The organism is Paenibacillus yonginensis (assembly GCF_001685395.1).
Classification (GTDB): Bacteria; Bacillota; Bacilli; order Paenibacillales; family Paenibacillaceae; genus Fontibacillus; species Fontibacillus yonginensis.
The window spans coordinates 2,289,990-2,303,258 of sequence record NZ_CP014167.1 but is presented as its reverse complement, the minus strand read 5'-3'; the positions used below and the strand labels follow the sequence as shown (position 1 = coordinate 2,303,258).

The window sequence follows — 13,269 nt, the reverse complement described above, 5'->3', positions numbered from 1 at the left end:
TTCAATTACAATAGTGTAACGGATGTGATGCCGATGTCATTTAGTATGACCGGATTCGGTCAATCCGTTCTGCGTTTTGGCGGTTATGTGATCCAATGTGAAGTCAAATCTGTCAACCACCGGTACTGTGAAATTGTATTCCGCATGCCGAGAGAGTGGACCTGTTATGAAGACGGATTGCGGCGGCTGGTGCAGAGCCGGGTCAAACGGGGACGAATTGATGTTTTTATTAGCAAGGAAAGGGAAGATGAGGGCTCTGGAGCTCAGAAGCTCAATCTTTCTGCGGCCCGGGATTTTGTACAATCCGCGAAAGAATTAATGGAAGCCTTCGGATTAGAGGGCATGCCGACGGCTGCCCAGCTTTTGACGATGCCAGGCGTTATGATGCCGGCCGAACAGGCCGAAGCTCATGATGCCGGCAGTCAGGAGGAATGGGAAGCCGTTCTTCGTCAGGTGCTTGGACAAGCGCTGGATGGGCTTTCCGCTATGCGCCTTAAAGAAGGGAATCATCTGGCGGAGGATTTATTGCAGCGGTTCGGACATCTGGGGGCTTTGCATGCCGAGTTGGTCAAGCTTGCTCCCCATGTGGTGGAGGAATACCGCGTCCGGCTTAGAAACCGGCTTGCCGAGCTGCTGGACGGCTCTTTCGACGAGCAGAGGTTTAACATGGAGGTAGCGGTGTTTGCCGATAAATCCAACATTGACGAAGAACTGACAAGGCTGAGCAGTCATTTGGCCCAATGCCAGGGACTGCTGTCCGGGAGCGAGCCTGCCGGAAGAAAGCTTGATTTCCTGATCCAGGAAATGAACCGGGAAGTGAATACGATTGGTTCCAAAGCCAATCATCTCGCAATCGTTAACCTTGTCGTTGAGATGAAAGCCGAACTTGAGAAGATCCGCGAACAAGCGGCGAATCTGGAGTAGCTCTGAGGCTCACGGCACTAAATTAGGGGGAACAACCTGTACATGGCAATCAAACTTATTAATATTGGCTTCGGCAATATTGTGTCAGCCAATCGTATCATTTCCATCGTAAGTCCTGAATCCGCGCCGATTAAACGGATTATTCAGGAGGCGAGAGACCGGCATATGCTGATTGATGCTACATATGGCCGGAGAACGCGGGCGGTAATTATTACGGACAGCGACCATGTCATTTTGTCAGCTGTTCAGCCGGAAACGGTGGCGCATCGTTTATCTACCAAAGACGATGACAATGACGAGTAAAATGGAGAGAACAATGTCTAAAGGTTTATTGATTGTATTATCCGGTCCTTCGGGTGTCGGGAAAGGTACCGTATGCAAAGAATTGAGACAGCGCATGCCTGAGCTCGTATACTCCGTCTCGGCGACTACCCGTCAGCCGCGGGCGGGCGAAGAACACGGCGTGAACTACTTCTTCAAGACCCATGAGGAGTTCCAAGCCATGATCGACAACGATCAGCTGCTGGAGCATGCCCGTTATGTGGACAACTATTATGGGACTCCGCGTGATTTCGTGGAGCAGACCATAGGCAGCGGCAAAGATATCATTCTTGAAATTGAAGTGCAGGGTGCGCTCAAAGTGAAAGAGAAATTTCCGGAAGGCGTATTTGTGTTCCTGCTTCCTCCATCCATGGAGGAGCTGAAAGATCGGATCGTAGGCCGCGGAACGGAGAATCAGGCGACGATCGATCACCGTTTGTCAGTGGCGGTTGATGAAATGGGTCTGCTTGAGTATTATGATTATGCTGTAGTTAACGATCAAATTGATTTGGCATGCAAGCGAATAGAAAGCATCATTGTCGCCGAACATTGTAGAGTGCATAAATAAAAGGGCGGAAGGCGCTGCCCGAAGAAGAGGTGTAGAGAGTGCTGTATCCATCTATTGATAAAATGCTCGAGAAAGTTGACAGCAAATATTCGCTGGTTGTTGCGGCATCCCGCAGAGCAAGACAGCTTAGAGAAGGCGAAAAGTCCGAGCTTAAAGGACCTAAATCCCATAAGCAGGTCGGTGTTGCCCTGGAAGAGATCTACGGCGATTTTGTCAAAATCAAACGGGACGGCCGGGAATTTTCGGACGAAGATGGGAACGAAAAGGAATAATTTGCAGCGTAGCTGATAATGACAACCGCAAGGTTGTTATTTTTTTAAAAGGTTAAATCCCCTAGAAGGAAACGCGGTAACTCCGGTTAAGCCGAGTGCGGCGTTTCTTCCTGCTGTAGGGGCTTGAAGCGTACCGGAAAGGCAGTTTGAAAGCGGGGGGAATAAGGATGTTGAACGGCAAAAAAATCGTGCTGGGCGTTACAGGGGGCATCGCGGCCTTTAAGGCCGCTTCCCTGTGCAGCAAGCTTGTCAAGCAGGGGGCCGAAGTGCGGGTCATTATGACGGAGTCGGCCAAAAAATTTATTGGTGAGCTTACTTTTTTGGCTCTGTCGAAAGCACCGGTGTACTCGGATACGTTTGATGAAAAAGATCCTTCGGTGATCGCGCATATTGATCTGGCCGATTGGGCTGATTTGGTGCTGGTGGCTCCGGCAACTGCAAATATGATCGGGAAAATGGCCGCCGGGCTGGCGGATGATATGTTATCTACAACCTTGCTGGCTACCGAAGCGCCGATTATGGTGGCTCCCGCGATGAATGTACATATGTATCAGCATCCCGCGGTGGTTCGCAATATGAATGAGCTGGTGCAGCAGGGGGTCCTGTTTGTCGAGCCTGGCAGCGGTCTGCTGGCCTGCGGATATGTCGGCAAGGGCCGCCTGGAAGAGCCGGAAGAGATAGTTGCGGTTGTGGAGCAGTTTTTTGCTCGGGAAGAGGCAAGGGCAGCAGGTCCGTTAACGGGGAAAAAGGTGGTCGTCACCGCAGGAGGGACCGTTGAGCGAATCGACCCTGTTCGTTATATCACCAATGACTCTTCCGGAAAAATGGGCTTCGCCCTGGCGGAGGCCGCCCGCGAGCTCGGCGCCGAGGTGGTGCTGATCGCCGGAAGCACGCAGGTTCAGCCGCCTGCCGGAAAAGGCATCGAGCTGGAGCGCGTTCAATCCGCACAAAATATGTACGACGCTGTCCTGCGTCATTTTGACAGCAGCGACATCGTGATCAAAGCGGCAGCTGTAGCCGATTACCGGCCGGCTGTCCAGGCGGACCGCAAGATCAAAAAAAGCGGGGACACGCTGACGCTCGAACTGGTCAAAAACGTAGATATTCTTGAGCAGCTGGGGCGCAAAAAAAACGGACAGCTGCTGATCGGCTTTGCGGCTGAAACCAACGATTTGGAACATTATGCTTTGGATAAGCTCCGCCGCAAAAATTGTGATCTGATCGTAGCTAATGATGTTACGTCTGAAGGAGCCGGATTCGGCACCGACACAAATATTGTTCATATTTATGATGCAAACGGGCTGGTGCAGAAGCTGCCGCTGATGTCCAAACAGCAGACTGCCCGCCGGATTCTTGAATTGGCCGCGCAGCGTCTTCCGGGAGCGCAGGGCTGATGTATACGATCGCCAAAGTGATTGTCGATGTACCCAGCCGTGATACCGACCGGCCGTTTGATTACCGGATTCCGCCGGATATGGCAGGCTGGATTGAAATCGGCAGCCGGGTCGGCGTGCCGTTTGGACGCCGGACCCTTCAGGGATTCGTAGTGGGTCTGGAGAAGCAGTCGGATATGGACCCGGCGCGGATCAAGCCGATTCAGGAGCTGCTCGATCATCTGCCTCCGCTGTCGCCGGATCTGGTCGAACTGGCGGGCTGGATGAGCCGCAAATACGCCTGCACGACAATTGCTGCGCTGCAGGTGATGATTCCGTCAGCGCTGAAAGGCAAAGCCGAACGATATGTCAGCGTCCCCGATCTCCAGCCGGGATATGCGGAGGCTGCTGCCGGAGCCGGTGTTCCTGCATCGGGCACAGGGAACGCGGAGAACTTGTTCCGATCGGTTGGCGGGTCCATGGAGGGGGAGCAGGGAGCTTTGTTTGCCTTGACGGCGGCGCTGCCTCCGGAAGCCCGCTCGATTCTGGCGTTTGTGCGAAACGCCGGTCTTGTGCCGTTATCCCAGCTGGGCAAACGTTATCCCGAGGAAGGAGAAACGGTCAAGGCGCTGCTGAGCCAAGGATTGCTGACAGAAACCCAGCAGATTAAAGACCAGATGCGCAGGAAGACGGTCAAAACCGTGGCCGCGGCCGTATCCGGCGAAGCAGCCGAAGCGGCTTTGGCTTCTTTTACCGCCCAGGCCCGCCGCCAGAAGGAGGTGCTGGAGTTCCTGCTTGAGGTCGGGATTCCGATTTCCCAGCAGGAGCTGCTGTCAACCCTCGGGGTTACGGCAGGGACGGTCAAGAAGCTCGCAGAGAAAGGGTATGCCGTCATTGAAGACGTCGAGGTCTACCGCGATCCATACGCCGACCGGAGATTTAAGGCTACGGTCCCGCTGGAGCTGACGGATGAACAAAGTGATGTATTTGACAAAATCAACGGAGCCCTTCAGGCCCGTGTTCATGATACTTTTCTGCTGCACGGCGTTACGGGCAGCGGGAAAACCGAGGTTTACCTGCAGACCATTGAACGTTGTATTGCCCAGGACCGCCAGGCCATTGTGCTGGTGCCGGAAATTTCGCTGACGCCGCAGATGGTGGAGCGGTTTAAAGGACGTTTTGGCAACAAGGTGGCGATTCTGCACAGCCGGTTGTCAGGCGGGGAACGATATGACGAGTGGCGCAAGATCCGTGAAGGCAAGGTTCAGGTAGCGATCGGCGCGCGATCAGCCGTGTTTGCACCGTTTGAGCGGCTGGGGCTTATTGTGATGGACGAAGAGCATGAAACTTCCTACAAGCAGGAGGAAACGCCGAAGTATCATGCCCGTGATGTCGCCGTCCGCAGGGCGCGCCAGCACGGCGCGGTGGTGATCCTCGGCTCGGCAACGCCATCCCTGGAAAGCTACCATGCGGCGCGTTCCCAGTCGGATGACGAGTTTGCGCCGATGCTGCTTGAAATGCGGAACCGCCCTTCAGGCAGCAGCCTGCCCAAAGTGCATATCGTGGATATGCGGGAGGAGCTGAAGGAAGGCAACCGTTCCATGTTCAGCCGCCCGCTGCATCAGGCGATCGCCGACCGGCTGGAAAGGAAGGAGCAATCGGTGCTTTTTCTCAACCGCCGTGGCTTCTCAACCTTCGTCATGTGCCGCAGCTGCGGTTATGTGGCGAATTGCCCGGACTGCGACATTTCGCTGACGTACCATGAGAAGTCCAACAATCTCCGCTGCCATTACTGCGGCCATGCCGAGCCTGCTCCTTCAATCTGTCCGGAATGCGGGAGCGAGCATATCCGCTATTTCGGAACGGGGACGCAGCGCGTGGAAGGGGAGCTGGCCAAGCTGTTCCCGGGCATTCGGGTCATCCGGATGGATGTCGATACGACGACGGAAAAAGGATCCCATGAACGCCTGCTGCAGGCGTTCCGGGAACAAAAAGGCGATGTGCTGCTCGGTACGCAGATGGTCGCCAAAGGCCTGGATTTTCCCAACGTCACCCTCGTAGGGGCTATTGCCGCAGACTCGGCGCTGAATCTGCCTGACTTCCGCGCCGCTGAGAAGACGTTCCAGCTGCTGACGCAGGTGGCCGGACGGGCAGGCCGGCATCAGCTGCCGGGCGAGGTTTTTATCCAGTCTTATATGCCGGAGCATTACTCCATTATCCATGCCAGCAGGCATGATTATTTATCTTTTGTACGGGAGGAGCTGCAGCACCGCAGAGGGCTCGGCTATCCGCCTTACTGCCGGCTGATCCTGATCACCCTGTCTCATGAGCATATGCCGGTGCTGGTGCGCATGGCTGAAAATTTTGCGGCCGAGCTGCGCGGCAATGCCGTGAAGAAAGGCGTGTTTGGCAGCCTGGACCGCTTGTCTGCGGAAGCGCTGGACATTCTGGGGCCGATTGCTTCTCCGATGCCGCGCTTAAAGAAACGCTATCGGTTTCAATGTATGGTAAAATATCGGGGAGACATTGATGCGGTTGAATTGGTCCGGCGAACCGCCGCAGGCATGCTGGACGGTCTTAAAGATTCACTGCTGCAGATCAGCATCGACGTGGATCCGCAAATGCTGATGTAAGGACGGCGGGCAAGGAACCTCCGATTTTGTTCGCCGCATATACTGAATACACAATTGACTCCGTGAAGTGAAGGAAGGGAATTTATATGGCATTAAGAATTATTGTGCTTGAACCGGATGAAGTGCTCCATAAGAGAGCAAAGGAAGTTACGAAGATTACCCCTAATGTGCAGAAGCTGCTGACCGACATGGCCGACACGATGTATCACGCCGAAGGCGTAGGCCTGGCTGCTCCGCAGGTCGGCATTCTGAAACGGATGATCGTAGTGGATGTCGGCGACGACAACGGGCTGATCGAGCTGATTAACCCTGAGATCGTGTCCAAAGAGGGCGAGCAGTTTGGCCCTGAAGGCTGCCTCAGCATTCCCGGCTACCGCGGCGACGTCAAACGCGCCCAGACGGTAACGGTGAAAGGCCTGGACCGCAATGGCAACGAGGTGACTTATACCGGATCTGATCTGCTGGCACGGGCATTCCAGCACGAGATCGACCATCTGGACGGCGTTCTGTATACAGATATCGCCGAACGGGTCTATGAAACTCCCCGCGAAGAAGAGGAACGAGAGTGAGGCGGATCGCATGAATATTGTATTTATGGGGACCCCGCAGTTTGCGGTTCCGTCCCTCGAGATGCTTTTGGCCGAAGGCTATAACATCGTAGGAGTTGTGACGCAGCCGGACCGTCCGCAGGGGCGGAAGAAAGTGCTGACTCCAACTCCCGTGAAGGAAGCGGCTTTGAAGCACGGCATCCCCGTGCTTCAGCCTTCCCGTCTCCGTGCTCCTGAAGCGGTTGCTGAAGTGGCGGCTCTGAAGCCAGACCTGATTGTGACGGCTGCTTACGGCCAAATTTTGCCGAAATCGGTATTGGACATGCCTAAATTCGGCTGTTTGAACGTGCACGGCTCCCTGCTGCCGAAATACCGCGGGGGAGCGCCGATTCAGCGCTCGATTATGAGCGGCGAGAAGGAAACCGGCGTTACGCTGATGTATATGGCCGAAGGACTGGACACGGGCGATATGATCGCCAAAGTAGTCGTTCCGATTGAGTATGACGACACATCGGGCACGATTTTTGACAAGCTGAGCACAGCGGGCGCCCAGCTCCTTAAAGAGCAGCTTCCGCTTATTATCGAGGGACGCGCCGAACGAATCCCGCAGAATGATGCCGAATCTACCTACGCGCCGAATCTGACCCGCGAAGATGAGAAGATCGACTGGACGGCTGATTCAGAGAGTATCCGCAACCGTGTGCGCGGACTGCTGCCTTTCTCCGGTGCGTTTACGCTTTGGAACGGTGAGGTTTTTAAAATTTGGGAGCTCTCCGTGCTGAAGGAAAACGGCGGAGGTTCGGGACAAACGCCGGGCACCGTACTGAGCTTGTCCGATAAAGGCATCGAAGTGCAGGCCGGCAGCGGCGTAGTGCTGCTCACGCGCGTTCAGCCGGCCGGCAAAAAGGCGATGGCCGCATCCGAGTTTGTGCGAGGCGGTCAAATGAAGCAGGGCGAGGTTTTGGCATGAGCATGGACCAAGGGAGAAGCAGCCGCCGCGGCTCAGGTGGAGTGAGAGCTGGAGGCCAAGGGACCCCCTCAAAAGCCCAGGGCACAAGCCAAAGGCAGGGCGGCTCCAAAGGGAAAGGTGCGGGAGCGGCGGGTCTGCGCGGCAAGTCGAGCGCACGCGAGACGGCCCTCTACGTGCTGACGGAAGTGGAAACGGAAGGAGCCTACAGCAATTTGCTGCTGAATGGAGCCATTCAGAGTGCCGGTTTGTCCGGCCCGGATGTAGGGCTTACGACCGAGCTGGTGTATGGAACGATCTCCAGACGTTCGACGATTGATTATTTTCTGGCCCGGTTCGTGAGCAAAGGGATGGATAAGCTGCAGCCCTGGGTTCGCAACCTGCTGAGATTAAGTTTCTACCAGCTGTATTATCTGGACCGGATTCCGCCCCACGCTGCGGTTAACGAAGCGGTCAATATCGCCAAGAAACGCGGCCATCAAGGCATCTCCGGCATGGTGAACGGCGTGCTGCGGAACGTGCTGCGCCAGAAGGAGACGCTGAAGCTGCCGGAAGATCTGCCTGCAGCGCAGCGGATTGCCCTTTCAGAATCCCATCCCGTATGGATGGTCGAAGGCTGGATCAAGCAGTATGGTGCGCAGACGGCCGAGGCCATCTGCCGGGCCGATAATGAACCGCCGTCTGTCAGCGTCCGGGTCAACCGGACGAAGACGGACCGGGAGCGGCTGCTTCAAGAGATGGCGGCTCAGGGGGTTGAGGCCGTCCCGTCTTCGCTGTCGGGAGACGGGATTATCGTACAGGGCGGCGGCAACATGGCTTTAACCGGCTGGTACCGGGAAGGGCTGTTGTCCGTCCAGGACGAAAGCTCCATGCTGGTCGCCGAGGCTGTCGAGGCCGGGCCAGGCATGAGCGTGCTGGACTGCTGCGCGGCTCCTGGCGGCAAATCCTGCCACATGGCCGAGCGAATGGAAGGCAGCGGAACCGTAGTCGCGAATGATGTGCACGCGCATAAAGCGAAGCTTATCGGGGAGCAGGCCGAGCGGCTTGGCCTGTCCAACGTTCAAACCCGGACCGGCGACGCGCTGGAGCTGGCCGGGCAATATGAGCCGGCTTCCTTTGACCGGATTCTGCTCGACGCCCCATGTTCGGGGCTTGGCGTAATCCGGCGGAAGCCGGATTTGAAATGGACCAAATCTCCGCAGGATTTGGCCGAAATCGCGCAGCTGCAGCAGCAGCTGCTGGACGCGGTCTGCGGCCTGCTGAAGCCGGGCGGCGTGCTGGTCTACAGCACGTGCACGATCGAGCGGGCCGAAAATGCCGGGGCGGTCGAGGCGTTCCTCGCCCGCCATCCCGAATTCGCGGCGGATGAATCGCCGGAATTGTTCCGCCGCCTTGCCGCGGCGGCGGACCGGGAGCCTGTCGGCCTGCAGGTGCTGCCGCAGGATGCGGGCTCGGACGGCTTCTACATCGCCAGACTCGTTAAACAGGTTTGATTCCCGGCCATTCTCCCGGAATCAAACCCGAATTTAACCCGCCGCGCAGAGCTGGCGGGTTATTTCCTCTTTAGACTATCCGGGTTTTATGCTAAAATGGGAAGAATGAGTGAGCATGGCATCCCAGATGGCAGCATACATTAATTTAGAACAGGTGTGTGAAAATGAAACCTTTTATATATGATTTTACGCTGGAAGAACTGCAGGCATGGGCCGTAGAACAAGGCGAGCCGGCGTTCCGCGGCAGCCAGATTTTTGAATGGATTTATGTGAAACGGGTGAACTCCTTTGAGGAAATGACGAACCTGTCCAAAGCTCTGCGCCAAAAGCTGGACGATCAGTTCCAGTTTGTCACGCTGAAGGAGATCACGAAATTCGAGTCCAAAGACGGTACCGTCAAATTCCTGTTTGGTCTTCATGACGATCATGCGATCGAAACGGTTATTATGAAACATAACTACGGCAACAGCATCTGTGTTACGACCCAGGTGGGCTGCCGGATCGGCTGTACGTTCTGTGCTTCGACCCTCGGCGGCTTGAAACGGGATTTGACCGCAGGTGAAATTGTCGCCCAGGTAGTGAAAGCCCAGCAGATTCTCGACGAACGCGGCGAACGCGTCAGCAGCATCGTGATCATGGGTACCGGGGAGCCGTTCGAGAATTATGACAACACCATGAAATTCCTGCGCCTGATGATCCATGAGAAGGGGCTCAATATCGGCCAGCGTCATATTACTGTATCTACCAGCGGCATCGTGCCAAGCATCTACAAATTTGCGGATGAAGGAACCCAGATTAACCTGGCGATCTCCATTCATGCGCCGAACGATGCCCTGCGCTCGAAGCTTATGCCGGTTAACCGCCGTTATCCGTTCGATGACGTGATGGAGGCTTTGCGTTATTATCAGGCCAAAACCGGCCGCCGCATTTCGTTTGAATATGCGTTGATCGGCGGCGTCAACGACCAGGTTGAACATGCCGAGGAGCTGGCTTCCGTTCTCAAGGACATGCTCTGCCATGTCAATCTGATTCCGGTTAACCATGTTCCGGAACGCAAATATGTGCGCACTTCACGGAATGATATATTCAAATTCCAGCGGGCTCTCGCGGACCAGGGCATTAATGTCACGATCCGCAGAGAACAGGGCCACGATATTGCCGCTGCCTGCGGACAACTGCGGGCCAAGCATATGGAGTCTAATGCGAGGTGAGATCAGTTGATCAATAGTGTAAGTGTAACCAATATCGGTCATATCCGATCCGTCAATGAAGATTCGTTCTCCGTTGTCAAACTGGAGCAGGGTTATACGCTTGGCATAGTAGCCGACGGAATGGGCGGCCATCAGGCCGGCGATACGGCCAGCCGTCTGGCCGTGGAGACGATTGCGGCTGATTTGTATGAGGTTTCGCCTCATCTGAATCCCGAGGCCTGCGCGGTTGCCCTCAAGGAAGCGATATTGCATGCCAACAGGGTCATTTATGAAACGGCCTCTGCGCATGAGGAGCTGCACAGCATGGGCACAACGGTTGTTGCGGTATTGCTTGGCCCTTCCGGCGGCGTTATCGGCCATATCGGCGACAGCCGCGCTTATAAGTTCAAGAACGGGACAAGCGTTCAGCTGACTGAAGATCATACGCTGGTTAACGAGCTGGTCAAAAACAATCAGATCAGCGCAGAGGAAGCCAGCGTTCATCCACGCAGAAATGTCATTATGCGGGCTTTGGGTACCGATGCGGACGTGGAAGTGGATCTTTACCCTGTAACTTTGGAGGAAGAAGAGATTCTGCTCGTCTGCAGCGACGGCCTCAGCAGCTATGTATCAGCTCAGGATATCAACCGGACGCTGGGGCTGACAGGGGTCTCCTTGAAGGAACGGGCCGAACGTCTGGTTTCGCTCGCCCTTGATGCGGGCGGAGAAGACAATATTACTGTGGTACTGCTGGAACTTCAGTCCGAAGCACCTGGGTCAGGCACAAAGGAGTTGAGCTTATGATCGGTCACGAAATCGGCGGCCGCTATCAGATTCTTGAGCGTATAGGCGGAGGTGGCATGGCCCTGGTCTATAAAGCTCAAGATCTGCTGCTGAACCGTCACGTCGCGATCAAGGTGCTGAGGCAGCAGTTCGTTAACGACGAAGAATTTATCCGCCGCTTCCGCCGGGAAGCGCAGTCTGCTGCATCGCTTTCCCATCCGAATGTAGTGAGTATTTACGATGTTGGCGAAGAAAATGAAATATACTACATCGTGATGGAATACGTCGAAGGCCAGAATCTGAATGAAATTATTAAGGAGCGCGCTCCGCTGCAGGTCGATGAAGCGGTACGGATCGCGTCCCAAATTTGTGATGCGCTGGATCATGCCCATCAGAACCAAATCATTCACCGGGATATTAAACCTCATAATATTTTGATAGGCCGCAACGGACGGGTGAAAGTGACCGATTTCGGGATTGCGCGGGCGGTCACTTCAGCGACGATTACCCAAACCGGTTCGGTTGTGGGTTCTGTGCATTATTTCTCCCCTGAGCATGCTAAAGGAGTTGCGGCGGGGGAGAAGTCGGATTTGTATTCTCTTGGCATCGTGCTCTATCAAATGCTGACGGGCAAACTTCCTTTCCATGGCGAAAGCCCGATCAGCGTTGCCCTGAAGCACCTGCAGGAGGATTTCGAGGAGCCGCGTCTGGTCAACCCTATGATTCCGCAGAGCGTCGAGAATATTATTTGTAAGTCGATGCGGAAAAATCCCGGCGAACGTTACAACTCCGCCAAGGAAATGCTGCTGGACCTGGAGACTTGTCTGCTGCCGGAGCGCAGAACGGAGCCCAAGCTGGAGTTTGGTCCGGAGGATGAGGACAACACGCTGATCATCCCTGCGATCAAACCTCAGCCGGCTGGAGCGGCGAAAGGCAGAAGAAGCCGCGATTACGAAGATGACGATGTGCCTGAGAAGGCGCCTAAGGAACCCGAGAGAAAGAGAAAATCCAGAAAACCGTGGATTTGGGCCGGCATTGTTCTTGCTATTATCGTTATTCTTGGAAGCATGGCCTTGTATTTCAAGAACCAGCTGGAAGTGTCGGATGTGACGGTTCCGAATCTGATTGGTTTGACTCAGGATGAAGCCAGAACAAAACTGACCGAGCAGGGCCTTACGGTCGGCAACGTCAAGCAGGCTTATAACAAGGATTATGATCCTGATGTCGTCTATGAGCAAAGCAAACCAGAGGGCACCGAAGTTAAGGAGGGGGCTCTGATTGACCTGACGGTCAGCACCGAGAAGCCGCTGGAGAAAATGATCGATCTGAGCGGAATGACGCTGGAGCAAGCCAAACAGCAGCTCACGAACTTGGGTGTAAGCGGAGACTCTATTACCAGTACCGAGGAATTCAACGATACCGTTGAAGCTGGCAAGGTCATCAGCCAGGACCCTGCGCCCAACAGTGACTTTGATCCGGAAATCGCTTCGGTTCGTCTGACGATCAGCAAAGGCAAAGAATCGGTAACGATGCCGGATTTGACCGGACTGGACCAGAAAGCGGCTAAAAGCAAGCTAGACGATCTGGGCTTGTCGATGGTTACGAAACAAGAGTCAAGCTTTACGGTTGACAAAGGTTTGGTCATCGAGCAGTGGCCTTATAAGCCTGGTGATTCTGCAGAACCTGGCGAAGAAGTAACCCTGACGATCAGTACTGGTTATCCGGAGGATGCGGTCAATTATTCTTACGGTATTCCGGTAGCCCCGGCACAGGCGGACAAGAACAGCAAAATCCGGATTGTCTTCACCGATGCGCGCGGGGAGAATCAGGACTGGGGAACCAAAACGATCAACACGGTTCAGACCTTGTCGGTCGATCTGGTTCTAGCCCCTAACAAAGACGCCACGGTCAGTGTATACCGGGATGGCCAGCTGTTCGATACTTACCGGGTATCGTATATTGACGCCAAGCAGGGAACGGTACCAACCCCGGAACTTCCGGTAACCGCTCCTCCTGAATCAAACGATCCGGGACAAGGGGAGTCGTATGTTCCCGGTGAATCGGATGAGGACGGTTCGGGGAATGATGTTACGGGTATGAACAATAAGGGCAATTATGCCGGCAATTCTCTTGCCTCTGTTGACATTAAGCACGGTCATGACAAAAGTAAAAACAAAGACGGACGGTAATCATCAAA

General features: G+C 55.0%; 12 protein-coding genes. All 12 read left to right on the top strand.

Annotated features, from left to right (window positions below):
- Positions 1 to 33 precede the first annotated feature (33 nt).
- The 12 genes from AWM70_RS10615 (at position 34) to pknB (ending at position 13,261) form a co-directional block, all read left to right on the top strand.
- On the top strand, positions 34 to 924 hold the full coding sequence (locus tag AWM70_RS10615) for a YicC/YloC family endoribonuclease (protein WP_068696218.1): 891 nt from the start codon (positions 34 to 36) through the stop codon (positions 922 to 924).
- 42 nt (positions 925 to 966) lie between these two features.
- Positions 967 to 1,227 (top strand): extracellular matrix/biofilm regulator RemA, encoded by a 261-nt coding sequence (remA, locus tag AWM70_RS10610; protein ID WP_005548256.1) that lies wholly within the window; start codon positions 967 to 969, stop codon positions 1,225 to 1,227.
- Between the two features lie 13 nt (positions 1,228 to 1,240).
- Positions 1,241 to 1,813 (top strand): guanylate kinase, encoded by a 573-nt coding sequence (gmk, locus tag AWM70_RS10605; RefSeq protein ID WP_068696216.1) that lies wholly within the window; start codon positions 1,241 to 1,243, stop codon positions 1,811 to 1,813.
- Positions 1,814 to 1,851: 38 nt separating this feature from the next.
- Complete coding sequence (gene rpoZ / locus AWM70_RS10600) at positions 1,852 to 2,085, top strand: DNA-directed RNA polymerase subunit omega (RefSeq protein WP_068696214.1); 234 nt, start codon at positions 1,852 to 1,854, stop codon at positions 2,083 to 2,085.
- A 167-nt stretch (positions 2,086 to 2,252) separates the two neighbouring features.
- The gene (gene coaBC, locus AWM70_RS10595; RefSeq protein WP_068696212.1) at positions 2,253 to 3,479 is read left to right on the top strand and encodes a bifunctional phosphopantothenoylcysteine decarboxylase/phosphopantothenate--cysteine ligase CoaBC; all 1,227 of its coding nucleotides are present in this window, start codon (positions 2,253 to 2,255) and stop codon (positions 3,477 to 3,479) included.
- Positions 3,479 to 6,091 carry a primosomal protein N' gene (gene priA, locus AWM70_RS10590; protein WP_068696210.1) on the top strand — a complete coding sequence of 871 codons (2,613 nt, stop codon included), beginning with the start codon at positions 3,479 to 3,481 and terminating at the stop codon, positions 6,089 to 6,091. Before coaBC ends, priA begins: the two co-directional genes overlap by 1 nt.
- Positions 6,092 to 6,177: 86 nt before the next feature.
- The gene (gene def / locus AWM70_RS10585; protein WP_068696208.1) at positions 6,178 to 6,660 is read left to right on the top strand and encodes a peptide deformylase; all 483 of its coding nucleotides are present in this window, start codon (positions 6,178 to 6,180) and stop codon (positions 6,658 to 6,660) included.
- 10 nt (positions 6,661 to 6,670) lie between these two features.
- Entirely contained in the window at positions 6,671 to 7,609 is a 939-nt protein-coding gene (fmt, locus tag AWM70_RS10580) for a methionyl-tRNA formyltransferase (RefSeq protein ID WP_068696206.1), read from the top strand.
- Positions 7,606 to 9,099, top strand: coding sequence for a 16S rRNA (cytosine(967)-C(5))-methyltransferase RsmB (gene rsmB, locus AWM70_RS10575; protein WP_083180234.1), 1,494 nt, complete (start codon positions 7,606 to 7,608; stop codon positions 9,097 to 9,099). The genes fmt and rsmB overlap by 4 nt, the downstream gene beginning before the upstream one ends.
- Before the next feature lie 164 nt (positions 9,100 to 9,263).
- Positions 9,264 to 10,310, top strand: a complete 1,047-nt coding sequence (rlmN, locus tag AWM70_RS10570; protein WP_068696204.1) for a dual-specificity RNA methyltransferase RlmN — start codon at positions 9,264 to 9,266, stop codon at positions 10,308 to 10,310.
- A 6-nt stretch (positions 10,311 to 10,316) separates the two neighbouring features.
- Positions 10,317 to 11,093, top strand: coding sequence for a Stp1/IreP family PP2C-type Ser/Thr phosphatase (locus tag AWM70_RS10565; RefSeq protein ID WP_068696202.1), 777 nt, complete (start codon positions 10,317 to 10,319; stop codon positions 11,091 to 11,093).
- On the top strand, positions 11,090 to 13,261 hold the full coding sequence (gene pknB / locus AWM70_RS10560; RefSeq protein ID WP_068696200.1) for a Stk1 family PASTA domain-containing Ser/Thr kinase: 2,172 nt from the start codon (positions 11,090 to 11,092) through the stop codon (positions 13,259 to 13,261). The genes AWM70_RS10565 and pknB overlap by 4 nt, the downstream gene beginning before the upstream one ends.
- Positions 13,262 to 13,269: the final 8 nt, after the last annotated feature.